The sequence below is a fragment of the Streptomyces buecherae genome (assembly GCF_014295035.1).
Lineage (GTDB): Bacteria > Actinomycetota > Actinomycetes > Streptomycetales > Streptomycetaceae > Streptomyces > Streptomyces youssoufiensis.
In genome coordinates this window covers 1,216,250-1,239,514 of the sequence record NZ_CP060404.1, presented here as the reverse complement: position 1 = coordinate 1,239,514, position 23,265 = coordinate 1,216,250, and the positions used below count along the sequence as shown (strand labels likewise).

Below are 23,265 nucleotides of genomic sequence, written 5' to 3'. Positions count from 1 at the left end.
AGTCCCCGCCACTCGAAGGTCAGGGGCCGCCCGACCGCCTCAACGGGCAGCTAAGGGGGCCGGTGGATGATCGGAACCAAGGCGGTGGGCGCGACGCGATCGGCGCCGGCGCGAGGCCCGCGGCTGCTCGTGACCGTACTGCCGGGCCTGTGGGTGCTCGCGGTGCTGATCCTGGAGTTGACCGCCCCACCCGGGCTGCGCCTCGAACCGCTGCTGGCCGCCGCCCCCGCGCTGGCCCTCGCCCTGGGCGGCGAGTGCAAGCGGGTGCTCCTCGGCGGCGCGTGCGCACTCCTCGCCCTGGTGCCGATGGCGAGGTTCGGGCCGCGAGATCCGTCGAGCGCGCCCCTGGGCACCTGCTGCTCGATCCTCATCGTGCTCGTCGCCTGCGGGCTGGCCAACCGGCGCAGACAGCGCCTGGTGCGCGAGTTGCACCGCACCCGGGGCGTGGCCGTCGCCGCCCAACAGACCCTGCTGCGCCCGCTGCCACACCGCCTTGACCAACTCGCCTTGGCGGGCGGACAGTTGTCCGCCAGTCGGGACGCGGTGGTCGGCGGCGACCTGTACGAGGCGGTGGCCACTCCGTACGGGGTGCGGATCGTCATCGGCGACGTGCGCGGGCACGGCCTGGCCGCGCTCGACACCGTCGCCGCCGTACTCGGCAGCTTCCGCGAGGCCGCCCACGACGAGGTGGAACTCGCCGGCGTCCTACGGCGCCTGGAGCGCACCCTGCGGCGGCACCTGCGCGAGCGCACGACGGCGTCCGCGGCGTCCACGGCGACCGGGCGCCCCGGTGCCGGGCACCCGGTCGCCGAGGAGTTCGTGACCGTGCTCCTGCTCGAAGTGCGGCCCTCGGGCGAGGTGATGGCGCTCAACTGCGGCCACCCGTGGCCGTTCCTGCTGGTGGGCCAGGGCCTTGGCGGCCCGGTCGGCCCCCGGCGGCCGGGGCCGCACGGAACCGGGCGGTGCGTGCTGCCGCACCGGCCGTCGCTGCCCCGGGTGCGGCAACTGGCGCCGGGCGAGAGCATGCCGCCGCTCGGCCTGTTCCCGCTGCCCGACCTGCCGGTGCCCACCCGCTGCGTCCTGTTGCTCCCCGGGGAGGCGCTGGTGCTCTACACCGACGGAGCCGAGGACGCCCGCAACGCCGCGGGCGACTTCTTCCCGCTGGCCTGGGCGCTGACGGAGGCCGCGCGCGGCGGGCCGGTGCACCCGCAGGCCGTCGTCGACCGGGTACGGGGCGCGCTGCTGCGGCACACCGGCGGGCGGCTCGGCGACGACGCGGCGCTCCTCGTCCTGCGCAACGACCGCAGCCGGGTGCCCGCCCAACTGTCCGTGCCGCTGCCGCTCACCAGTGACGTACAGCTCTCCTAGCGGCGGCCGGGGAGCGCGTGGCGGGCGAGGGGCCGGGCGCGCTCCGGTGCGGCCGGGACCCGCGTAACCGCGGTCGCCCGGGCGGCGCCGCAGGTCAGGGCCGGGCGGCCGGGGCGGAAGCGGCGGCGGCCCGTGGCCGTACGCGAAGTTCACACCCCGTGTGCGCGCGACCCCGTTACGCTGAACTGACCGGAGGCATCGGGAGGGCGGCATGGAGCCCAACACACTGCTCGACGCCGTGCTGGACGAGGCGGGCATCTCGCACGCGGCACTGGCGGCACACGTCAACGAGGCGGGCCGGGCGCGCGGCATGGAGCTGCGCTACGAACACACCGCCGTGGCCCGCTGGTTGAAGGGGCAGCGCCCCCGGGGACAGGTGCCCGACCTGATCTGCGAGGTGCTCGGCGAGCGGCTGCACCGCGCGCTGACCCTCGACGCCATCGGCCTCGGCACCCCCGGCAGCGCGCGCGGGGCCGGCACGCCGCTGTCCGGCTTCGTGGAGCGCGCCACCGCGCTGTGGCGCTCGGACGAACAGCAGCGCCCCCACATCGTGCGGGCCCCCGCCGTCACCGGCACCCCCGCGGTCATCCCCGTATGGGAGTGGGAGAACCCGCCGGAGGACGCGGACGTCTCGCGGGAGGGCATGACCCGGGTCAGCATGCGCGACATCACCATGCTCCGCTCGGCCCGCGCCCACTACGAGCAGATGTACCGCAAGGCGGGCGGCGTGGCGACCCGCGCCCGCGTCGTCGGCTTCCTGATCTCCGAGGCCGCGCCGCTGCTGCGGGGCAGCTACCCGGACGCGACGGGGCGGCAACTCCACCGCGCCACCGGCGGACTCGTCGCCGTCGCGGGGATCTGCGCGTACGACTCCGACGCGCACGGGCTCGCCCAGCGCTACTTCCACCAGGCCCTGCGGCTCGCCAAGGCCAGCGGCGACCGCGGCCTCGGCGCCTACGTCATCGCGCTGTTGGTCAACCAGTCGCTGCACATGCGCGAACACCGGCAGGCGGTCGCCTTCGCCGAATCGGCGCTGCGCGCCGCCGGCCCCCGTATCACCCCCGCCCTCGCGGCCGACCTGTACGCCATGCAGGCCAAGGCGTACGCCCGGCTCGGCGACGACGCGGGGGCGCTGTCCTGTATCCGGCGCGCGGAGAGCGCCGCCGAGCGCATCCGCCCCGGACAGGAGCCCGACGAGACCGGCTACGTACAGCCGGGCTTGGTGAACGTGCAGGTCGCCGAGGCGCTGTTGAACCTCGGTGACCTGGACGCGGCCCGCGAACACGCCACGGCCGCGGTGGACACTCCCGCGCACGACCGGGGCCGGGTACACCGGCTGGCGATGCTCACGCATATCGAGTTGCGCCAGGGGGACGCGGATCGGGCGGGGGCGACCGCGGTGGAAATGGCACAGCGGGCGCGCGGAATGGAATCGCAGCGCTTACGGGACCGGCTCCGCGCGGTGCGCGAGCATCTCGTCGAGAGCGGATGCGCCGCGACCTCCGAGGCCGCCGAACTGATCGACGGGGCACTGCGCGTTCCGCTGTGAGGCACACGGGGCTGCTCCCGCCGAGTCGCTGCCCTCGACCCCCGGCGGAAGGTGGCAGACCGTGCGATGGAAGAACCTCAGCGAGCAGACGGTGTACGAGAACCGTTGGTTCCGCGTGAACCTGGCGGACGTCGAACTCCCCGATGGGCACCACCTCGACCACTATCTGATCCGACTGCGGCCCGTGGCCGTGGCCACGGTGGTCAATGAGGCGAACGAGGTGCTGCTGCTGTGGCGGCACCGGTTCATCACGGACACCTGGGGCTGGGAGCTGCCCGCCGGCGTAGTCGAGGACGGCGAGGCCGTCGCCGAGGCCGCGGCCCGCGAAATGGAGGAGGAGACCGGCTGGCGGCCCGGCCCGCTGCGCCACCTGCTCTCCGTCGAGCCCTCCAACGGCCTGTCGGACGCCCGGCACCACATCTACTGGGCGGAGGACGCCGACTACGTGGGCCCGCCCGAGGACGCCTTCGAGTCCGATCGTCGCGAGTGGGTCCCGCTCAAGCTCATCCCGGACATCGTGGCCAGGGGCGAGGTGCCGGCCGCCAACATGGCGGCGGCGCTCCTGCTACTGCACCACATACGCCTGGGATGAGCCGCCCCGCTCCTGCCTGTCCTGGCTTGACCTGACCTGACCTGACCCGACCCGACCCGGGCGGGGCCGTCGCGCGCTCGTCGCGGCGGCCCCGCCCCGGGGCGGCCGGGGCGACGCGGGGCGGCCGACACCGGGCGGGCCGATGCCCGGCGTCGGCGCCCGGTCAGCGGCCCGCGGCCTGCCAGACCGCGACGGCCAGCGCCCCCACCCCCGTGAGCGCCGCCAGGGAGGGCAGCGGCCAGCGGCCGTGCTCCAACACCCGTACGCGCTCCGTCACTTTCGTCACGTCCCGGTCGTGTTGCGCGCTGCGCTGGGCCAGCAGGGCGAGTTGCCCGTCGATACGGGCGACTCCGACGTCGAGGTTGCGACGGATTTCCGCGAGCTCCGCGGCTACCACGGCTTGCTCGGGCTCGGTGGTCACGCCTGATCCCCTTCCACATGTGTGTCCGTGCGGTTACCAACGCACCGAGCGAACCACGGTTGCGGGCCGTGCGGGAGCGTGTGCAGGCGGTGTGCGCGGGTTGGCCGCGCACACCCCGTGCGAATGACGTTCCGTGACCGGTCGGGCCGGCCCGTTCGATGGCGACCAGGGACGCACCGGGGCCGCGCCGTCGGCCACGCCCGGTGACCGCTGCGTACGGTGACCGGAGCACGCGCGTGCCGGCCACCCCGTGGTGGGCCGCGCGCGGGGCCGTACGGGCGCCGCCGAGCCCGCGTGGCGGCGGGCCTGACAACGCTGCCGCAGGTCGCGGCGGCCGGCTCCGCTTGTCGGCCGCCGCGACCTGCGGAGGCGACGAGCGGGGCGGGACCCGGGGCGAGCGGGCACCGCGCGCCGAACCGTCCCGCGTCGGCGGCGCGGGCCCGGGCCGCGCGAGCCGGACGCCGGGGGCCGGACGCGAGGGTCGCTGCGCGCCCCGGCGGCCCAGCGCCCGGCGTCCGCTCAGAACGGGGCCGGCGTTCGCAACCGCCACCCGCCCGGGCGCACCTCCACGCCGCTGGGGCGCCCCCAACGCGCCGTCGGAGCGTCCGTGCGCCTTTGTGGCCGTCCGGCGCGCCGGGCGCGCAGCGCGCGGCGGGCGTAGTCCTCCAGGCGCCGATCGCGGAGCGCCTCGGCCAACTCCAGACACTCGTCCAACGGGCGCCGCGCCGCACCCGGGTCGCCGGTCTCCAGGGCGACCAGGCCCAGCGCGCGCAGCGCCTCGTACCGGCCGCGGGTGTCCATCGGCGTGCTCGCCACCGCGAGGGCCGAGGTCAGCAGCCGGGCCGCGTCGGCGGGCAGCGCCCCCGTACCTGGACCGCTTCACCATAGGTGCCGGGCCCGGCACCGCGTGAGGGTGGGCCGCCCCCTCAGCGGCCCTTGAGTCGCCGGACCTCAGTGCTTCTTGAGCCGGTGCGCCGACCATCGGAGCCCATCGGCGCGGCCGGGTGCCCGCCGCCGTCCGCCGTGCCCCGTCAGCGGGAGGGACCGCGTTGCCCCAGCCGTCGCGCGCCCCGGGCGTCGCCGCGCGGACCGGCGAAGAGCCCGTCCCTGCCCTCGCGTTGTACCCGGCCACCGCGAACGGCGGCGTCGCCCCGGGAACGATTCCGGCCCGGCGGTCATCCTTGTCGGCGTATCCGTACGCTGTGGCGACCCGCTCGTCTGCCATCTCACCCTTGGAGGACTGCCATGACGGCCGCCGAGAGCCCGAGACCGGGACCGCCGCTTGGCCCGCCCATAGAGGTCGTCGGCCAGGACACCGGTTGGGACCGGGCGCGCGCCGAACTCCTGTCCCGTGGCGCGGTGTTGCTGCACGCCCGACAGGCCGACTGGTACCCGGGCGCGGCCTCCGCGGCCGAGCTGCGCACCCTGCTCGGGGACGACTGGTCCTGCTACCTCGCGCTGGCCCACCCGGACCTGCGGATGGAGTACGCGGCCTCGCGCATGCTGCTGCGGTACGCGGCGCGGACGGTCGTACACGGCGGCGCGAGCAGCAGCGAACTCGGCTACGGGCCCACCGGCCGCCCCTACCTCCGGGGCTGCGACAAGGTCGACATCAGCCTCAGCCACGCGGACGGCGTGATGGTCGTGGGGCTGACCACGCGCGGGTTGATCGGCGTGGACATCGAGCGCGCCGACCGGCAGGTGTACGGCAAGGACTTCGGCCGGCACATCTGCACCCCCTACGAACTGGTGTCGCTGGCCAACCTGCCGGAGTACGAGCGCAACAGCAGCCTGATCCGGCTGTGGACGCTGAAGGAGGCGTACAGCAAGGCCATGGGACAGGCGATGAAGTTCCGGTTCACGGAGGTCGGCTTCGCCCCGGACGGCGGGCCGGTGCGGGTGCGGCGCCCGGACGGCAGCCTCGGCGGCAACCACGAGTGGGCGTTCAGCTCCGTCGTGCTGGACAGCGGGCACCGGGTGAGCGCCGCGGTCTTCGACGCCGCGGCGGCGAAGGAGCCGGGTCACGCCGAGTTCGGCACCCCGCGCAGCACGGCCGACGGCGACTGTTTCGCCTAGCCCGCCCGGCCGGCGGCCGACGCGCCCGCTGGTCGGGCGCGGTTCAGAAGTCCTGCAGGACCGTCGAGGTGGCCTCCGCGACACGCCGCCCGTACTGGGTCAGGGTCACCGTGACCGGCACCGAGGGCCGCTGCGGCGCGTCCCGGCCGAGCGGCCCGGGAACGGCCGTGCAGGTGAGGGGGAGGCCGGGCTCGGCGCGCGCCCTGAAGAGGACCCGCGAGGTGGCCATGGTCGCGCGCGACGGCGTCAGCCGTACGTCCGGCCGGCCGCCAGCAGCGCCGTCTGCCGCATCGCCTCAAGGAGCAGCATGCCCGACAGGTGGTCCCCGCCCTCGGCGGCGAACACCCGGTGGTAGGTGCTGGCCAGGAGTTGCGTGACGAAACGGCCGTACGGCGCGGCCTCGGCCGGCTCGCTCACCACCACGTTGGCCGGGCTGCCACGGCCCACCTCCGCCGCCGCGGCGGGACGCTGGGGGGCTCCGTACGCGTCACCGTCCTCGCGCTCCTCGAGGGAGGGGACCGCCGGCCGGGGCGGGGGAGCGTACCGGAGCGGCGGGTCGGGCGGCAGGAAGGCGAGGCTGGCGGTGCCGGTGGCGCACTCGACGTCGTCCAGGCTCAGTTCGCTGCGCAGCTCGACCCCGCGCGGCACGCCGCGCACCACCTCGGTCGGGCGGGCCCGGACGCGCACCGTCAGGTCGGCCTGCTCGGGGCGGGCCCGCCAGGCGGCGAGGTGGGTGACGCGAAGGTGCAGCCGGGCGAAGGCCGCGTGCTGTTCGGCGGGCAGGCCGAAGAACTGGTGCCCGATGAACTCGCCCACCTGGCGGGCCATCTCCGCGGTGCCCTGGATGTCGTGGAAGTGGCCGGGGCCGTCGTTGAAGAGCGGGTGCCCGAGCGGCGTCCGGGAGATGAGGACGAAGTGTTCCTCGCCGGTGCACGGGGCGTCCAGGAGGTAGTGCTCCGACGACCGTGGCCGGTGGATGAGGTGGCTGGTCGCGCCCTCGGCGGCGGGCCCGCCCGGGGAGGCGGCGCCACTACGCATGACACCCCCGGGGGCCCGAGGCCGGGGCGCTCGCGTGGGGCCGGGCCCGCGACCGCCGGCCACGGTGCCGGGCGAGCGCCGACGCCACGGGCGCCGCCCCGATCCGGGCCCGCCGCCCCCGGTCCGTACGGCCCGCGCCCCGCGTGGTCACACCGTGTCCTGCGGATACGAGAGCAGCTTGGACAGCGCGGCGTTGGCGCCGGCCTGGAAGCGGCTGGTGGCCTCCAACTCCTCCATGATCTCGGCGATGTGGCGCCGGCAGGTCCGCACCGACATGCCGAGCCGCCTGGCCACCATCTCGTCCTTGTAGCCCTCCGCCATCAGCCGCACGATGGACCGCTTGAGGTCGTCGGTCACCGGGTCGGACTCGACGCTGCCCAGGTGGAAGGGGGTCGCACCGCGCCACAGGTGCTCGAAGACCGAGCAGAGGAAGGCCACGAGCGTCGGCTCGCGCACGATGGCCGCGCCCGGCTCGCGCCCCACGGGCTTGTGCTCGGGCAGGAAGACGACCTCCCGGTCGTAAATGATCATCCGGTCGATGACTTCCTCGCTGGTGCGCAGCTCACCGCCGTGCTCGATCAACTCCCGGACGAACGCCCGGGTCGCCAGGTCGGAGCGCGCGGTGTGCTGGTAGACGGTGCGCATGCGCACCCCACGGTCGAGTATCCCGAGCGAGACCTTGCGGGCCGCGGTGAGGATGTGGGCCGGCCGGGCGCCGCCCGGCTGCACGGTGAGCACCTCGCTGCGACAGCGTTCGCTCAGCTCGTCGAGGAGCGACTGCACGGTGGCGACGTCCGAGACGACGTCGAACGCCTCCATGCGATTGCGTTCGCGACGGCCGTCGTAGTAGGCGGGGGTGAGCGACAGCATCTGGGCCCGCACCTCGGTGACGGCGTGCTGGAGGTCACGGATCTGGTTCTCGGCCGACCCCACCAGTTCCACGGCCGCCGCGTCGGGGCTCACCGGGACGAGCAGTTCGGCGTCGCCCGGGGTGGGGTGCAGCAGACACAGCAGGCTCAGCACCCGCTCGATGCGGGTGGCCTCATCGGTCGATATGCGTAGCTGTCGGGCGATCTCGTGCCGGTTGAAGCGGCCCAACTGCACGGCCAACCGGTATGCCGTCGCGCTCACGTCGTCCAGCTCCGCGAATGGCGGGTCGGAACCGATGGTTGCCGACATCCCCGAGCGTCCCCCCTCTTCCCTGCTCTTGCTGCCTTGCAACTTTAAGACATCGGGTTTTTCTTGGAAATGCTTCGAAGCCTTGGGAGCGGCGTTGCCGCCGCTCGGTACGCGTGTACTGCCCATCACGGTACGTGCCGTACACGCCAGAGCAACGTCAAAGCTTCCTCCCGGAGGGAAAAGGAAACTGTCCCGCGCTAATCTTGTGACCGTCAAGGTCCGTCGGTGGTTGGCGCCTTGCGCCGCACGGTGTATGGCTGGCCTTGGCTCTTGCCCCGGTTCCGAGCGGAGGAATGAACGTGAGTGGCACCACTTCGACCTACCCAACGACCTCGATGATCTTGCAGGCGATCCGCCGCGACCCCATCTGGGCCGGCTGAGCCGGAGTTTAAGCACGTCAGAGCGGCGTCTCTGACGAGAGAAGGCGACCGCGCGGCGGTCGGATGGCGGGTCCTCGCCTCGGTTGGCGAGGGCCCGCCGGCGTGCGTCGGTGTTACTCGACAGTTGCTCCCTAAGGCTTCACGCAAGGTGACCCGGGGGCCGCGGGTGCGGTCGTTACGGGGTGTAACGCCGGGGGGTTTGGTGGAGGTGTGGCGGAGAACTGATAGAGCCGCGAAAAGCGGAAGTCCTCTCCTGGTGATCTCCTTGCCCATTCGAAAGGCAATTCCTTTGTGTCGTGTCGATTATTTGTGCACTGTATAGGGGGTAATTGGCCGCGCTCATCCCGCTCCGGGCGGGCCCGGGGTGGTCCGCCGACGGAAAGCGGGCGGGAAAAGCCATGGATGATCTCTTGAGTCCGGCTAAAGCGGAATTCTCGCCTCAGCGAGAGTGGTCGGCCGCATTCCCGGCCGTACGGCTGATTGCGGGGGCGGGACTTGGTCGTTCCTTGGTGCGGACTTGGCGGGCGCTTGGGGGAGGTATTTGCTGCCCGCCGCCCCGGCCGGCGCGCGGTGCGCGGCGCCGCGTGGCGGGCCGCGTGCCGGCGGCGGGGCGGCTGGCGCGGTGGTGGGCGGGAGCGGCGCACCGCGCCCCGGGGAGCGCGCGGCGCGCGGTGCGGGGTCGGGCGCCGGCGGTAGGTACCGCGGCGGAACGCCCGGGCGGTGGGCGGAAAAAGCGCGGGTGGCCCGTGGGCGACGCGCGCCAGAGCGAACGCCCGCGGGGGCGTACGCCGCCTCGCCCGCTGGTCGTCGCCGGCGGGTGACGCCGCTGGTGACACGGGGCGCGCGCCCGATGTCGGCTGGCTTTGACGGGTGTTGGGCGCCGCACGGCCGGGGGCGGGGTGTGTGGGGGGCCGCGGCGGTGGCGCGGCGCACCCCGGTGGTGGTGCCCGGGCGCGTCGGGAACAAGTGGCCCGACCTGTCAGGAAGTTGCCAACCGCAAATGGGGGTCGCACTACCGCATTCCGTGGCCATGGACTGGCCGCGGACAAGATCTGGCCGATGTCCCGTGGCCGCTCGACGGGATTCCCGGTAGCCGCGCTGGGGGGTGCGCGCGGAGATTCAGGGGGTGACTTCGGTGGACATCATGTATTCAGGTCGTCATTTGATCGAGACCTGATCGAAATTTGGGGTCGCCGATCCGGAATCCCCCATATCCCCTGCCGCGCGGCCCGCTCCCGTGGCAGGTCGCTGCTCAGGGGGAATCGTTGGAGTGGGGCTGGGGGTGGGGTCGCGCGAGTGACGCGCATACGGCTGGTGCGCGCCCATCAACTGTCCGTGGAATATGCCCCTCCGCTGCGGAGCGTCGCGGCCCACGGCGCCGTCGTGGTCACTCACGGGCACGGCCCGACCGGGATCGCGGCGCCGGGACGGCCCGCGGCGCCCGACCGGGCGCCTGGCCCCGGCCCGACCCCACCGGCGCCGAAGCCGGACGGCTGGGCCCGCTCGACCCAGCCGGCGGAAACCCACCCACTGACTCGGCAAACCCGCGCCGACCAGCGTTGATGGCGACCCAGCCACTCGACGGCCCAGTCCCACACCGCAGGGTGCGGCGCGCGGTGGGGGCGGGAGAATCCCGTACGCACCCTCCCCGCACCCCCGTGCATCGATCTGCCCGCCCCCTGCCCGAATGCTGGATGCCATGGAGCGCCGCTCGCACCCTGGCCCCTGCCCCGCCGCCGTCCCCGCGCCGCCCCCGCTCCGACCGACCGGCGCGGGCTAGGGGGCGCACGCCGTGGAGATGAGGGGTAGGGCGGTCTTGGCCGGTCCTTACGCCCGTGCGATCGTGAGAAACGATCGCGCCCCGCCTCCGATGGCCTGGCGCGAGGACGGCGGACGAGCGACCCACGCGCCGCTCGCGAACGCGGCAGCCCGGGCCCCGGCGCCGCCCCATCGGTCGAGGGTGTGAAGGGAGGAGCGCGATGCGCGCACCACGACGGCGGGACCACACCGCGCGGTGCCGCGACGCCCGCCCCCGAACCCGTAGTAGCGGCCCCGGCCCCCATGTTCGCCGCGACACCCGCCCGCACGCCCGCCGGGGCGGCGCGCCCGCCGAGTCGCCCCGCGCGCTCGCCGGCGCCCCGGCCACCGCGCGCCCGACGCGGCCGGCGGGCCGCGAGACGCCCCCGGCCAAGGGCCCGACGGCCGGCCACGGCCGGGCCCCCGGTCCCCGCCATCGCTCGCTCCGAGCCCCGCTCGCCCCGGCCCCGGCCGCCCTCCGCCGCTCTACCGGCGGACACCTCGCCACCGCGCCCGGGCGCGCCGTCCGGGCGACCCGGGGTGGCCTTCTCATACGCGCGGCGCGGCCACCCCGCGTGGCCCGCGCCGTCCAGCCCCGCGCCGTGGCGGGTCCGCCGCCGTTCGCCGTACGACGGGCCGCCGCCCGCCCGCCGCGGCCCGCTTCACGGGCGCGGACGACCACCGTCCGCAACCGCTGAGCGCCGCCGCGCTTCGGAGTACCACGCGCGTCAGCGGCGGTCTCGCACGTAGTTGTTGCCTTGCAACTTATGGACACCGGGGGGCGCCCGCCCGCTCCGTAGACTGAACCCGTTCGCGGGAACGATTCCCACGCGGCGTGCGGGCGCACCTCCCGGCAGACCTGGTAGCAGGCGCGTCAAAAGCTATGAATTCACGGGGACTTGGGGTAACCATGGCTTTGATCGATCGGAGTATGGAACTCAACACGCTGGATAGCGCGATCGCTGGATGCCTGTCCGGAAACTCCAGAATCGTGTTCGTCGAAGGGCCGGCGGGCTGCGGCAAGAGCGAGTTCATCGAGAGCATCGCCGAGCGGGCCGAGGGGCTGGGCGCCACGCTGCTGCGCGCCGTCGGCTCACCCCGGGAGCGCTCGGTCCCCCTCGGCGCCCTGCGCCAACTCATCGCCAGCGCGCCCGCCGACACCCTGCCGCAGATGGCCCCCGCCGAGCCGGCCACCCTGGTCCGGGTCGAGGCCATGCAGGAGTTCTGCGCCGCGCTGCACCGACTCAGCGCCACCACCCCCGTCGTCGTCTGCGTGGACGACCTCCAGCACGTCGACGACCCCACCCTCCAGTACCTCCTGTACGCCGCGCGGCGCACCCGCTCCGCGCGGATTCTCCTCGTCCTCGCCGAATCCCTCCACGAGCACGCCAGCGACCCCGTCTTCAGCACCGAGTTGCTGCGCCTGCCGCACTTCGAGCGCGTCCGGCTGGAGCGGCTCGACCGCTCCGGCGTGGCCGAACTCGCCGCCACCTACCAGGGGTTGCCGCAGGACGAGGACTTCGGTGACGCCCTCTACGCGATCAGCGGCGGCAACCCGCTGCTGCTGCGCGCGCTCGTCGAGGAGCACCGGGCCGCCCCCGCCGAGCGCCGTGCCGCACTGCCCAGCCCCGAGGCCGGCGGCCCGTTCACCCAGGCCGTCCTGACCTGCCTGCACCGGGGCGGGCGGGAGACCGTGCGGCTGGCCGAGGCGCTGGCCGTGTTGCGCGACGTGGGTTCGGTGGAGTGCGTCCGGCGGCTGCTCGGCATCAGCGCGGCGGCGGCGTCGCAGACCGTGCACGCGCTCAACGCCGCGGGCATCGCCGACGGTTGCGGGTTCAGGCACCCGTGCGTGCCGGCCGCCATCGTGCACGCCATGGAGCCGGAGGCGCGCGCCGCGCTGCACCGGGACGCGGCGCGGCTGCTGCACAGCATCGGCGCCCCCAGCCCCGCCGTGGCCGGCCACCTGCTGGCGGCCGGGGAGGCCGACGAGCGCTGGGGGGTCGCGGCCCTGCGGGACGCGGCCGAGCAGGCTCTGGCCGACGACGACGTGGCGCAGGCCGTGGCCTGTCTGACCCTCGCCCACCAGGCGTGCGACGACGACCAGCGCACCAGCGCCATCAAGATCAGGCTCGCGGCGGTCACCTGGCGGGTCGACCCGTGCGCCGCCGAGGAGCACACCGCCGAGCCGCTGGCGGCGCTGCGCGCCGGGCGGCTGGTCGAGTCCCACATGCCCGCGCTGGCCCGACTCCTGGTCACCCAGGGCCGGGTGGACGCGGCTGCCGAGGTGCTGGAGCGGCTGGCGCGGGCGCGTGGCGACGGGAGTCCGCAGGCGGCGGAGGTGGTGCGCGGAAACCTGCTGGGCGCGCAGTTCGGCCACCCGGCGCCGGCCGGCTCGCGGGCCATGGTCGCGGTCTCCAAGGACGCCGACGGCGCGGCGACGGTCACCCTTACCGACAGCGCGGCCAGCCGCCCCGCGGCCGGTATGTGGGCCGTGCCCACCGCGGCCGAGGGCGAGCCGGCGGCAGCCGCGGCCGAGCGGTTCCTGCAGACCGCCGTGTTGACCGACACCACCATCGAGCCCATCGGACAGGCCCTGCGCACCCTGATCCACGGCGACCGGCCGGACCGGGCGCTGCCCTGGTGCCAGTCCTTCGTCGAGGAGGCCGACCGCCGGGGCGCCCCCGGCTGGAAGGCCGCCTTCGCCCAGGCACAGGCCGTCATCATGATCAGGCAGGGCAATCTGCGGGTCGCCGAGGAGTACGCCACGATGGCGCTGGACTGCCTGCCGGAGAAGAACGGCAGCGTCTTCGCCTGCGCGCCCCGCAGCGTCCTCATCTACACGGCCACCGCCCAGGGCCGGCACGGCGCCGCCGCCCGACAGCTCAACCACCCGGTGCCCGACGGCCTGTTCCGTACCGTGTACGCGCTGGGCTACCTGCGCTCCCGGGGCTTCTACCACCTGGCCACCAACTGCTTCCACGCCGCGCTCAGCGACTTCCTCGAGGTCGGCCGGCTCGCCCGGCGGTGGGGCCTGGACCGGGCGGTCGTGGTGCCCTGGCGGACCGACGCGGCCGAGGCGCTGATCCAGCTCGGCGACCGGCAGCAGGCGGAGCAGTTGGTCGCCGAACAGCTCGCGATGGGCGACGCGCGCAACGCCCGGGTGCGGGGCGTCGCCCTGCGGGTGCGGGCGGCGCTCGTCGAGGTGGGCCAGCGGCCCCGGCTGTTGGCCGAGTCCGTGGACGAACTCCGCAAGTACGGCGACCGGTTCGAGCTCTCCCGGGCACTGTCCGACCTGGGGCAGGCGTTCCAGGCCGTGGGCGAGCCCGCGCGGGCCAGCATGGTCACCCGCCGCGCCTGGCACCTGGCCAAGGAGTGCGGCATCGAGTCCGTGCGCGAGCGCCCGGTCCCGGGCCACCACGCTCGGTCGGCACCCGCCCAGGAGGACCCGCTGTGGTCGGCGGACCCGGACGTGGACGCCAAGCTCAGCGACTCCGAGAAGCGGGTGGCGGTGCTCGCCGCCTACGGCTACACCAACCGGGAGATCGCGCTGAAGCTCTACGTCACCGTGAGCACGGTCGAGCAGCACCTGACCCGCGTCTACCGCAAGCTCAACATCACCCGCCGCCAGGAGCTGCCCATGAACCTCCAGCTCAGCATGGCCGAGATCGCCTGACGCCGAGCGCCCACGGCCGCCGCGCCACCGAGACTCCCCAGGGACTCCGGGCGCGGCCACGAGACGCGGCGAGGGGCCGCCCCGGGTGGGGCGGCCCCTCGGCACGTGGCGTGCCCGGCCGATTCGCCCGTCGCGGTCGGCGGGCGGATCGGCGCGGGTCAGGAGTAGGTGTAGAAGCCCGAGCCGGTCTTGCGGCCGAGCCGGCCCGCGTCGACCATGCGCTGGAGCAGCGGGGGAGCGGCGTACAGCGCCTCCTTGTACTCCTCGTACATCGAGTCGGCCACCGAGGCGACGGTGTCCAGCCCGATCAGGTCGCTGAGCTTGAGCGGGCCCATCGGGTGGGCGCAGCCCATCTCCATGCCGTCGTCGATGTCCTCGCGGCTGGCGATGCCCGACTCGAACATCCGGATCGCGGACAGCAGGTACGGGATGAGCAGCGCGTTCACCACGAAGCCCGAGCGGTCCTGGGCCCGGATGGCGTGCTTGCCCAGGACGCCCTGCACGACGGCCTCGGCGCGCTTGATCGTCTCCTCGCCGGTGGTCAGCGCGGGGATGACCTCCACCAGTCGCTGCACCGGGGCCGGGTTGAAGAAGTGGATGCCGATGACCTGGTCGGGGCGCGAGGTGGCGACGGCCAGCTTGACCAGGGGGATGGAGGAGGTGTTGGAGGCGAGGATGGCGTCCGGGCGGGTGACGACCTGGTCGAGTACCCGGAAAATCTCCGTCTTGACCTGCTCGTTCTCCACGACGGCCTCGATGACGAGGTCGCGGTCGGCGAACTCCCCGAGGTCGGTGGTGAAGCTGAGCCGGGCGAGTGCCGCGTCCCGCTCGTCGGGCGTGAGCTTGCCGCGTTCGGCGGCCTTGCTCAGCGAGTTGGTCAGCCGCGTACGGCCCAACTCCAGGGCCTCGCCCGTGGTCTCGGCGACCATGACCTCCAGGCCGGAACGAGCACACACCTCCGCGATGCCCGCGCCCATCTGGCCGCAGCCCACCACTCCGACGCGTTCGATGTCGGTCACATCGTGCCTTTCGCTGATCTTCTTCGGCCGGCGGCGGACATCCGCCCCTGGCTTGTGGCACGGAGGGCTTCGCTGACCGCCTAGGCCCTGACGTTACTCCGCGCCCACCTGCACACGGGGGGTCGGGGCGGGCATGCTGACCACAGAGTGATGTGACGCACGCGACAGTGAAGGGATGGCAGATGGGGCGCTTGGGGAAGATGGGCCGCCGTGGCTTCGCCGTCGGGGCCACGGGTGCGGTGTCCGGGCTGCTGACCGGCGGGCCCGCGCTGGCCGCCCGCCGCGGCGCGGGCGACGGCGGTGTGACCGGGGCCCGGGAGCCGGGGGCGGCCCCCGCCGAGCCCGCTGCGCGCGGCGATGGCCGGCGCCGGGAGCTGCGCGCGACGTGGCTGGCCACGGTGGTCAACCGGGACTGGCCGTCCAAGCCCGGGCTGCCGGTGCGGCAGCAGCGGGCCGAGCTGACCGACCTGCTCGACGCCGCCGTGGAGCGGCGGCTGAACGCGGTGATCTTTCAGGTCAGGCCCACCGCCGACGCGCTGTGGCCCTCGCCGCACGAGCCGTGGAGCGAGTACCTGACCGGCACCCAGGGGCGGGACCCGGGCTGGGACCCGCTGGGGTTCGCGGTGCGCGAGGCGCACCGGCGCGACCTCGAACTGCACGCCTGGTTCAACCCGTACCGCGTCGCCAACCACACGGACCCGGGCCGGCTGGTCGCCACGCACCCGGCGCGGGTGCACCCGGAGTGGGTGGTTCCGTACGGCGGGAAGCTGTACTACAACCCGGGCCTGCCCGAGGTGCGGCGCTTCGTGCAGGACGCCATGTTCGACGCGGTGGCCCGTTACGACGTGGACGGGGTGCACTGGGACGACTACTTCTACCCGTACCCGGTGGCCGGCCAGGTCTTCGACGACGACGCGGCGTACGCGAAGCACGGGGCCGGCTTCCCGGACCGGGCCGCGTGGCGTCGGAACAACATCGACCTGCTGGTGCGCGAGACGTCCGAGCGGGTGCGCGGCCTGCGCCGCCGGGTGCGCTTCGGGGTCAGCCCGTTCGCCGTCTGGCGCAACCAGGCCACCGACCCGCTGGGCTCGGACACCCGGGCCGGCGTGCAGACCTACGACGACCTGTACGCCGACACCCGGCGCTGGGTCGTGGAGGGCTGGCTCGACTACATCGTCCCGCAGGTCTACTGGCACATCGGCTTCGCCGCGGCCGACTACGCGACGCTGGTGCCGTGGTGGGCGCGCACGGTGCGCGGGACGGGGGTACGGCTGTACGTGGGCGAGGCCCTGTACAAGGCGGGCGACCCGGCCCAGCCCGCGCCCTGGCAGGACGTGGCCGAACTCTCCCGGCACCTCACCCTCGCGCGCCGGCACCCGCAGGTGGCGGGGCACGCCTTCTTCTCCGCCAAGGAGGTGGCGGGCGACCCGTCCGGCGCCATGGCCCGCGTGGTCGCCGACCACTACCGGAGCCGGGTGCGGCCCCCGCACTGAGCCGGGCACCGAGCGAGACGGCCGCCGCCGGCCGCGCCGGGTCCGGGCGCGCACACCGCGCGCGGGCCCGGGGCGCGCCGGCGGGCCGGGTCAGGCGTGCGGGTCGCCCTCGTGCCGGACGACGGTGTCCGGGCCCGGCGACATCAGGGTCTCGTGGCCGTCCTCGAACCGCACGCGGAAGGGCGGCGTGCCGTTCGGGCCGAGAACTTCGACGACTTCCGCGACGCGGTCGTGCTGTCCCACGATCCTGCCGTGGACCAACAACCGGTCACCTACGCTCGCTTGCATCTGCGCTGGCCTCCTGTCCGGGAACTCCGGAGGGACGGATGTCCGTGTTCGTCAGTGTATGACCGTGCGCGCCGAAGGGCGTGTCGCCCGCCGCGCCCGGGGGAGGCCCGGGGCGCGCCGGGCCGCTAGCTCCGCGCCCGCTGGGTGACGCCGATGCAGACCAGCACGCCGACCGCGGCCAGCGGGGCGGCCAGCGTGAGGTGCTCGCCCAACAGGAGTACGGACCACACCAGGGTCAGCAGCGGCTGCGCGAGCTGGAGCTGGCTGGCCTTGGCCACGCCGATGGCGGCCATGCCCCGGTACCAGACGTACATGCCCACGAACTGGGAGCCCATCGACACCCACACCATCCCGGCCACCACCTGCGCGGTCAGGTTCACCGGCTCCATGGCCAGGGCGATGGCGGTGGCCGGCAGCGTCAGCGGCAGGCAGCACACCAGGGCCCAGCCGATCACCTGCCAGCCGGGCAGCTCGCGGGTGAGCGTGGCGCCCTCGGTGTAGCCGGCGGCGCACACCAGGAGAGCGGCGAAGAGGAAGAGGTCGGCGCTGGTGGGCTCGCCGCCGCTCTGCTGGAGCGCGAAGGTGATCACCACGGCGGCCCCGACCACCGCCGCGATCCAGAACACCCGCGAGGGCCTGGCCCCGGTGCGTACGGCGCCGAACGCGGCGGTCGTCAGCGGGAGCAGGCCCACGACCACGGCGGCGTGCGCGGTGGAGGAGGTCTCCAGGGCCAGGGTGGTGAACAACGGGAAGCCGATCACGATGCCGCCCACGACGACAGCGAGCCCCGGCCAGTGGCGGCGGGCCGGGAACGGGGCCCGCACCGCGAGCAGGCAGCCGCCGGCGACCAACGCTGCCAGTACGGACCTGATCGCCATCGTGGACCAGGGCCCGAGCCCCTTGAGCGCCCAGGCGGTGGCGGGAAAGGTCAGCGAGAAGGTGGCCACGCCGAGGACGGCGAGCAGCGTCCCGAGCCGGGCCCCGGTCGGCCCGGGTCCGGCCGTCGCCCGGGCCGGCTCGGCGCCCGCCGGCGTCGTATCCGCCGATGCCGTATCCGCCGGCGTCGTATCCACCGGTGTCGCGTCCGCCGACGCCGTGCCGGTCGGCTCGGTGGCCGCTTCCAGGTGCGGATCGGGGTACGGGGTGACGGCTGGGGCGAGGGGCGCGTCAGCGGGGTCGGCCGGGGCAGTGCGCCCGGCGTCCGGCCCGTCGTGGCAGGGGCCGGTGACGCCGGGCGTCGCTATGGGTACTGCTATCGCGTCAACGTGGGTAGCGCTATCTTTGCCTGTCATGTTTGAGCGTAGCAGCGTGGTGGAACTGGCCGAAGTCCTGCGGGAGGAGCTGGATCGCTACTCTCCCGGTGAGAAGCTGCCGTCCAGTCGGGCCCTCATCGAGCAGCACCGGGTAAGTCCGGTGACCGTCTCGCGCGCGCTGGCCCTGCTGGCCGCGGAGGGGCTGGTCGTGACGCGGCCGGGGGCCGGCGCGTTCCGGGCCGGACCGGCGGACCGGGGCGCCGGCCAGCCGCGCGCCGGGGACACCTCCTGGCAGGAGGTGGCGCTCAGCGCGGAGGCCGCGGCCGACGCCGTACCCCGCTCGGTGGACGCCTCGGGCATCCTCGCCACGCTGGCCGCCCCGCCCACCGACGTGATCGAACTCAGCGGTGGCTACCTGCACTCCTCGCTGCAACCGGAACGCGCCCTGGCGGCGGCGCTCGGCCGGGCCGGGCGCCGCCCGGGCGTCTGGGACCGCCCGCCGATCGACGGGCTGCCCAAGCTGCGCGCCTGGTTCGCCCGCGAGATCAGCGGGCCCACCGGCGGCGTCACGGCGGCCGACGTGCTGATCACCTCAGGCGGCCAGAGTTCCCTGACCACCGCGCTGCGCGCGCTCGCGCCACCCGGGGCGCCGGTGCTGGTCGAGTCGCCCACCTACCCGGGCCTGCTGGCCGTCGCCCGTGCCTCCGGGGTTCGCCCGGTGCCGGTCCCGGTCGACGCCCACGGGGTACGCACCGACCTGCTCGCCGACGCGTTCCGGGCCAGCGGCGCGCGGGTCTTCGCCTGCCAGCCCCTGATGCAGAACCCGACCGGCACCGTGCTCAGCGAGGAGCGGCGGGCCGAGGTGATCCGGGTCGCGCGAGCGGCCGGGGCGTTCGTGATCGAGGACGACTTCGCCCGTCGGCTGGCCCACGAGGACGCCCCGGCGCTGCCCCCCACGCTGGCCGCCGACGACCCGGACGGCACCGTCGTGCACGCCTGTTCGCTCACCAAGGCCACCTCGCCCAGCCTGCGGGTCGGCGCGCTGGCGGCCCGGGGCCCGGTGCGCGACCGGCTGCGCGCCATCCAGGTCGTCGACAGCTTCTTCGTGCCCTGGCCGCTCCAGGAGGCGACGCTCGAACTCGTCGGCTCGCCCGCCTGGCCGCGCCACCTGCGCGCGGTCGCCGCCGAGCTGCGCCGCCGCAGGGAGGCCCTGGTCGCCGCGCTCGGCGCGGAGCTGCCCGGGCTGCCCCCCGCCCGCGTCCCGCCCGGCGGCTTCCACCTGTGGCTGTCCCTGCCGCCCGGCACCGACGAGGCCGCCGTGGTGCGGGCGGCCCTGCACGCCGGGGTGGCCGTGGCCCCCGGCCGGCCCTCCTACGCGGCCGAGCCGCCCGGTCCCAGGCTGCGCCTGTCCTTCGCGGGCGTGGCGAGCCTGGCCGAACTGGCCGAAGGCGTACGGCGGTTGCGGATCGCGCTGGAGGGCGGGTAGCCGTCGCGCACGGGGCCCGTGGGGGAGCAGGGTCAGCCGCAGACCCGCTCGTCGCCCTCGGGGGTGGGGGTGGCGCTCGGTTCGTAGCAGGCGTTGCCCTCGTCCGGGGTCGGTTCCTCGCAGGCGGACGCCGCGACGATCAGCAGGGTGGTCAGACAGGCGAACACGACGCGGAGCGGCATGGCGCGACGGTAGGACGGCGAGGCCGGGAGGGTCTCGGGGCGACCGGTCCCGCGCCGGGCGGCGCCGGGCGGCCCGGTGCCGTCCGCCGGTCACACGGCGGCCGGGGCGGCGAGGAACGCGCTGACCACGGTGCGGAACGCCGCCGGGTCGTCCACCCACGGCCAGTGGCCGCAACCGGGGAGCAGGGCGAGACGCGCGGTGGGGCAGCAGGCGACGAGCAGCCGCGCCGGGGCCGTGCCGGCGATCCCGTCCCGGCCGCCGGCGACGGCCAGCAGGGGCGCCCGCAGCGCGCCCAGTCGCGCCACCCGCGTCGGCTCGTCGGCCACGTCGGCGTAGAACCGGGTCCTGAGCCACGGCGGCGGCACCCGGTAGGCGGCGCCGGCGGCGTGGTGGGCCCGCGCGGCGGCCGACCACGCGCCGTACGCCCCGGGCGCGGCGCCGGCCGCCATCGCCGCGGCGGAGTCGGCCCGCTCGCCCAACTCGGCTCGCAGGGCGCCCAGTTCGGCCTCGTCCGGCTCCCTCGCCAACCGGCCCGCGGGGGTCACGAGCACGAGCCGGCCCACCCGCTCCGGGTGCCGTAGCGCGAACTCCTGGGCGATCAGCGTCCCCGCCGAGTGCGCGATGACGTCCACCTGGTCCAGGCCGAGGGTGTCGGCGAACGCCAGCACGTCGCGGGCCTGCGCGGCGAAGCCACAGTGGGCCCCGTCGGGCGGGATCGCGGAGCGACCGCCGGCGCGGCCGTCGAGCCGCAGCAGGGTCCGCCCCCGGGCCAGGCCGCCCAGGTCGCCGAGGCCGCGCCCGTCACCACCCGGTCCGCCAGACAGGCACACCAGGGGCGGCCCGCTGCCCAGGACGGAGTAGTGCAGGGTGACGCCGTCGTACGAGGCGAAGTTCGGCATATGCCAGAGTCTCGCGGCGCGGGCCCGGTCGTGGGGCGCCCTTCGCCGTCGGTGAACGCGGGCGCGGGCGGACCGGGGACGCGGTCACCCCGCGACGCGGCCGCCCCGGCGGGCGCGGGGCCGGCCGGGGCGGAGGGGCGAGCGCGGCGCATGGCCGCGGAGCGCGGGTGGGGCGGGGGCGTACGAGCTGGAGCAGCCCCCGCCGCGCGGGCCCGGGGTGTGCGACCGGTTCGGCCGCGCCCGGGCCCGCGATGGCGTCAGCCGAGCGTCGAGAGCGCCTGGTTGAGGGTCTGCGACGGGCGCATGATGGCCGCGGCCTTGGCCGGGTCGGGCTGGTAGTAGCCGCCGATGTCGGCCGGGGAGCCCTGCACCGCGATCAGCTCGTCCACGATCGTCTGCTCCTGCTCGGCCAGCGTCTTGGCGAGCGCGGTGAAGGACTTCGCCAGCTCCGCGTCGTCGGTCTGCCGCGCCAGCTCCTGGGCCCAGTAGAGCGCCAGGTAGAAGTGGCTGCCACGGTTGTCGATGCCGCCGAGGCGACGGCTGGGCGACTTGTCCTCGTTGAGGAACGTCGCCGTCGCGCGGTCCAGGGTGTCGGCGAGCACCTGGGCGCGGGCGTTGCCGGTGGTCTGCGCGAGGTGCTCGAAGCTGACCGCGAGCGCGAGGAACTCGCCCAGGCTGTCCCAGCGCAGGTAGTTCTCCTTGACGAGCTGCTGCACGTGCTTGGGCGCGGAGCCGCCGGCGCCGGTCTCGAACAGGCCGCCGCCGTTCATCAGCGGGACCACGGACAGCATCTTGGCGCTGGTGCCGAGTTCGAGGATCGGGAACAGGTCGGTCAGGTAGTCACGCAGCACGTTGCCGGTGACCGAGATCGTGTTCTCGCCCCGCCGGATGCGCTCCAGCGAGAACGCGGTCGCCTCGACCGGCGACATGATCTCGATCCGCAGGCCGTCGGTGTCGTGGTCGGCCAGGTACGTCCGGACCTTGGCGATCAGGTTGGCGTCGTGCGCGCGGCCCTCGTCCAGCCAGAACACCGCCGGGTCGCCGGTCGCGCGGGCGCGGGTGACGGCGAGCTTGACCCAGTCGCGGATCGGGGCGTCCTTGGTCTGGCACATACGGAAGATGTCACCGGCGCTGGCGACCTGCTCGAGGACGACGTTGCCGTTGCCGTCGACGGCCCGCACCGTGCCGGTGGCGGGGATCTCGAAGGTCTTGTCGTGGCTGCCGTACTCCTCGGCCTTCTGCGCCATCAGGCCGACGTTGGGCACCGAGCCCATCGTCGCCGGGTCGAAGGCGCCGTGGGCGCGGCAGTCGTCGATGACGACCTGGTAGACGCCGGCGTAGCTGCTGTCCGGGATGACCGCGAGGGTGTCGGCCTCCTGGCCGTCCGGGCCCCACATGTGGCCGGAGGTGCGGATCATCGCGGGCATCGAGGCGTCCACGATGACGTCGCTGGGCACGTGCAGGTTGGTGATGCCACGGTCCGAGTCGACCATCGCCAGCTCGGGACCCTCGGCCAGCTCCGCCTCGAAGGACGCCTTGATCGCCGGGCCCTCGGGCAGCGCCTCCAGGCCCTTGAGGATGCCGCCGAGACCGTCGTTGGGGGTCAGGCCGGCCGCGGCGAGCGTCTGGCCGTGCTCGGCGAACGTCTTCGGGAAGAAGGTGCGCACCACGTGACCGAAGATGATCGGGTCGGAGACCTTCATCATGGTGGCCTTCAGGTGTACGGAGAACAGCACGCCCTCCGCCTTCGCGCGGGCCACCTGGGCGCCCAGGAACTCGCGCAGCGCCGCGACGCGCAGCACGGCCGCGTCCACCACCTCGCCGGCGAGCACGGGCACCGACTCGCGCAGCACGGTGGTGCTGCCGTCGTCCCCGGACAGCTCGATGCGCAGCGCGCCGTCCTCGGCGATGACCACCGACTTCTCCGTGGAGCGGAAGTCGTCACCGTCCATGTGCGCGACGTTGGTCTTGGAGTCGGCGCTCCAGGCGCCCATGCGGTGCGGGTGCGCCTTGGCGTAGTTCTTGACCGACGCGGGGGCGCGGCGGTCGGAGTTGCCCTCGCGCAGGACGGGGTTGACGGCGCTGCCCTTGACCTTGTCGTACCGGGCGCGGATGTCGCGCTCCTCGTCGGTCTTCGGGTCGTCCGGGTAGTCCGGCAGCGCGTAGCCCTGCTCCTGCAGCTCCGCGATCGCGGCCTTGAGCTGCGGGATCGAGGCCGAGATGTTCGGCAGCTTGATGATGTTCGCACCCGGCGTCTTGGCCAGCTCGCCCAGCTCGGCCAAGGCGTCGTCGATGCGCTGGCTCTCCTGGAGACGCTCCGGGAAGCTTGCGATGATCCGCCCCGCCAGGGAGATGTCACGGCTCTCGACGTTCACTCCGGCCGTGGAGGCGTACGCCTCGATCACCGGCAGGAAGGAGTACGTCGCCAAGGCCGGGGCCTCGTCGGTGTGCGTGTAGATGATGGTCGAGTCAGTCACCGGGTGCTCCGCTCCACGTCTGCAACATTGCTCGACATCAAGATATCTCGTGATCGACCCTCCCTCGACAGGACCCCGCCCCGCCGCGCACCGG

Annotated in this window: 18 protein-coding genes; 7 read left to right on the top strand and 11 right to left on the bottom strand. The window is 74.5% G+C overall.

What is annotated here, in order from left to right:
* Window positions 1–66: 66 nt before the first annotated feature.
* The 3 genes from H7H31_RS04650 to H7H31_RS04640 all read left to right on the top strand — a co-directional run bounded on the left by H7H31_RS04650 (window position 67) and on the right by H7H31_RS04640 (window position 3,509).
* Entirely contained in the window at window positions 67–1,368 is a 1,302-nt protein-coding gene (locus H7H31_RS04650; RefSeq protein ID WP_187063519.1) for a PP2C family protein-serine/threonine phosphatase, read from the top strand.
* 211 nt (window positions 1,369–1,579) lie between these two features.
* Window positions 1,580–2,917 carry a transcriptional regulator gene (locus H7H31_RS04645; RefSeq protein WP_187063518.1) on the top strand — a complete coding sequence of 446 codons (1,338 nt, stop codon included), beginning with the start codon at window positions 1,580–1,582 and terminating at the stop codon, window positions 2,915–2,917.
* A 61-nt stretch (window positions 2,918–2,978) separates the two neighbouring features.
* A complete protein-coding gene (locus H7H31_RS04640; protein WP_187063517.1) occupies window positions 2,979–3,509 on the top strand; it encodes an NUDIX domain-containing protein in 531 nt (176 codons plus the stop codon).
* A gap of 163 nt (window positions 3,510–3,672) precedes the next feature.
* Here the strand turns inward: H7H31_RS04640 and H7H31_RS04635 are convergent, their stop codons facing one another.
* The gene (locus tag H7H31_RS04635) at window positions 3,673–3,930 is read right to left on the bottom strand and encodes a hypothetical protein (protein WP_176164901.1); all 258 of its coding nucleotides are present in this window, start codon (window positions 3,928–3,930) and stop codon (window positions 3,673–3,675) included.
* A 519-nt stretch (window positions 3,931–4,449) separates the two neighbouring features.
* Window positions 4,450–4,731 (bottom strand): hypothetical protein, encoded by a 282-nt coding sequence (locus H7H31_RS04630; protein ID WP_187063516.1) that lies wholly within the window; start codon window positions 4,729–4,731, stop codon window positions 4,450–4,452.
* 444 nt (window positions 4,732–5,175) lie between these two features.
* Here H7H31_RS04630 and H7H31_RS04625 point away from each other — a divergent pair, with 444 nt between their 5' ends.
* A complete protein-coding gene (locus H7H31_RS04625) occupies window positions 5,176–6,006 on the top strand; it encodes a 4'-phosphopantetheinyl transferase family protein (RefSeq protein WP_187063515.1) in 831 nt (276 codons plus the stop codon).
* Window positions 6,007–6,049: 43 nt separating this feature from the next.
* Here the strand turns inward: H7H31_RS04625 and H7H31_RS04620 are convergent, their stop codons facing one another.
* The 3 genes from H7H31_RS04620 to H7H31_RS04610 form a co-directional block, all read right to left on the bottom strand.
* A complete protein-coding gene (locus H7H31_RS04620; protein WP_187063514.1) occupies window positions 6,050–6,235 on the bottom strand; it encodes a hypothetical protein in 186 nt (61 codons plus the stop codon).
* A 17-nt stretch (window positions 6,236–6,252) separates the two neighbouring features.
* A complete protein-coding gene (locus H7H31_RS04615) occupies window positions 6,253–7,044 on the bottom strand; it encodes an AfsA-related hotdog domain-containing protein (protein ID WP_187063513.1) in 792 nt (263 codons plus the stop codon).
* A 147-nt stretch (window positions 7,045–7,191) separates the two neighbouring features.
* Window positions 7,192–8,223 carry a helix-turn-helix domain-containing protein gene (locus tag H7H31_RS04610; protein ID WP_187063512.1) on the bottom strand — a complete coding sequence of 344 codons (1,032 nt, stop codon included), beginning with the start codon at window positions 8,221–8,223 and terminating at the stop codon, window positions 7,192–7,194.
* Window positions 8,224–11,283: 3,060 nt separating this feature from the next.
* Between H7H31_RS04610 and H7H31_RS04605 the strand changes: the two genes are divergently transcribed.
* Complete coding sequence (locus H7H31_RS04605) at window positions 11,284–14,073, top strand: helix-turn-helix transcriptional regulator (RefSeq protein WP_315971645.1); 2,790 nt, start codon at window positions 11,284–11,286, stop codon at window positions 14,071–14,073.
* A 158-nt stretch (window positions 14,074–14,231) separates the two neighbouring features.
* On the opposite strand, the gene H7H31_RS04600 is transcribed toward H7H31_RS04605, so the two are convergent.
* On the bottom strand, window positions 14,232–15,092 hold the full coding sequence (locus H7H31_RS04600; RefSeq protein WP_187063056.1) for a 3-hydroxybutyryl-CoA dehydrogenase: 861 nt from the start codon (window positions 15,090–15,092) through the stop codon (window positions 14,232–14,234).
* A 191-nt stretch (window positions 15,093–15,283) separates the two neighbouring features.
* On the opposite strand from H7H31_RS04600, the gene H7H31_RS04595 reads away from it, so the two are divergent.
* Window positions 15,284–16,585: a glycoside hydrolase family 10 protein gene (locus H7H31_RS04595; RefSeq protein WP_443728871.1), complete on the top strand. Its 1,302-nt coding sequence runs from the start codon at window positions 15,284–15,286 to the stop codon at window positions 16,583–16,585.
* Between the two features lie 90 nt (window positions 16,586–16,675).
* Here the strand turns inward: H7H31_RS04595 and H7H31_RS04590 are convergent, their stop codons facing one another.
* A complete protein-coding gene (locus H7H31_RS04590; RefSeq protein WP_187063055.1) occupies window positions 16,676–16,873 on the bottom strand; it encodes a DUF1918 domain-containing protein in 198 nt (65 codons plus the stop codon).
* Between the two features lie 125 nt (window positions 16,874–16,998).
* Window positions 16,999–17,838: a DMT family transporter gene (locus H7H31_RS04585; protein WP_232110236.1), complete on the bottom strand. Its 840-nt coding sequence runs from the start codon at window positions 17,836–17,838 to the stop codon at window positions 16,999–17,001.
* 325 nt (window positions 17,839–18,163) lie between these two features.
* Between H7H31_RS04585 and H7H31_RS04580 the strand changes: the two genes are divergently transcribed.
* On the top strand, window positions 18,164–19,612 hold the full coding sequence (locus tag H7H31_RS04580; protein ID WP_187063053.1) for an aminotransferase-like domain-containing protein: 1,449 nt from the start codon (window positions 18,164–18,166) through the stop codon (window positions 19,610–19,612).
* Between the two features lie 32 nt (window positions 19,613–19,644).
* Here the strand turns inward: H7H31_RS04580 and H7H31_RS04575 are convergent, their stop codons facing one another.
* The 3 genes from H7H31_RS04575 to H7H31_RS04565 all read right to left on the bottom strand — a co-directional run bounded on the left by H7H31_RS04575 (window position 19,645) and on the right by H7H31_RS04565 (window position 23,171).
* Entirely contained in the window at window positions 19,645–19,794 is a 150-nt protein-coding gene (locus H7H31_RS04575) for a hypothetical protein (RefSeq protein WP_187063052.1), read from the bottom strand.
* 90 nt (window positions 19,795–19,884) lie between these two features.
* Complete coding sequence (locus H7H31_RS04570; protein ID WP_187063051.1) at window positions 19,885–20,694, bottom strand: alpha/beta fold hydrolase; 810 nt, start codon at window positions 20,692–20,694, stop codon at window positions 19,885–19,887.
* A gap of 257 nt (window positions 20,695–20,951) precedes the next feature.
* Window positions 20,952–23,171: an NADP-dependent isocitrate dehydrogenase gene (locus H7H31_RS04565; RefSeq protein ID WP_187063050.1), complete on the bottom strand. Its 2,220-nt coding sequence runs from the start codon at window positions 23,169–23,171 to the stop codon at window positions 20,952–20,954.
* Window positions 23,172–23,265: the final 94 nt, after the last annotated feature.

What these genes read in the sequence shown, in the direction of transcription:
- H7H31_RS04650 (WP_187063519.1), top strand. Translation starts at nt 67, where the DNA reads ATGATCGGAACCAAGGCGGTGGGCGCGACGCGATCGGCGCCGGCGCGA.
- H7H31_RS04645 (WP_187063518.1), top strand. Translation starts at nt 1,580, where the DNA reads ATGGAGCCCAACACACTGCTCGACGCCGTGCTGGACGAGGCGGGCATC.
- H7H31_RS04630 (WP_187063516.1), bottom strand. Translation starts at nt 4,731, where the DNA reads ATGGACACCCGCGGCCGGTACGAGGCGCTGCGCGCGCTGGGCCTGGTC.
- H7H31_RS04625 (WP_187063515.1), top strand. Translation starts at nt 5,176, where the DNA reads ATGACGGCCGCCGAGAGCCCGAGACCGGGACCGCCGCTTGGCCCGCCC.
- H7H31_RS04620 (WP_187063514.1), bottom strand. Translation starts at nt 6,235, where the DNA reads ATGGCCACCTCGCGGGTCCTCTTCAGGGCGCGCGCCGAGCCCGGCCTC.
- H7H31_RS04615 (WP_187063513.1), bottom strand. Translation starts at nt 7,044, where the DNA reads ATGCGTAGTGGCGCCGCCTCCCCGGGCGGGCCCGCCGCCGAGGGCGCG.
- H7H31_RS04610 (WP_187063512.1), bottom strand. Translation starts at nt 8,223, where the DNA reads ATGTCGGCAACCATCGGTTCCGACCCGCCATTCGCGGAGCTGGACGAC.
- H7H31_RS04605 (WP_315971645.1), top strand. Translation starts at nt 11,284, where the DNA reads ATGAATTCACGGGGACTTGGGGTAACCATGGCTTTGATCGATCGGAGT.
- H7H31_RS04590 (WP_187063055.1), bottom strand. Translation starts at nt 16,873, where the DNA reads ATGCAAGCGAGCGTAGGTGACCGGTTGTTGGTCCACGGCAGGATCGTG.
- H7H31_RS04580 (WP_187063053.1), top strand. Translation starts at nt 18,164, where the DNA reads ATGTTTGAGCGTAGCAGCGTGGTGGAACTGGCCGAAGTCCTGCGGGAG.
- H7H31_RS04575 (WP_187063052.1), bottom strand. Translation starts at nt 19,794, where the DNA reads ATGCCGCTCCGCGTCGTGTTCGCCTGTCTGACCACCCTGCTGATCGTC.
- H7H31_RS04570 (WP_187063051.1), bottom strand. Translation starts at nt 20,694, where the DNA reads ATGCCGAACTTCGCCTCGTACGACGGCGTCACCCTGCACTACTCCGTC.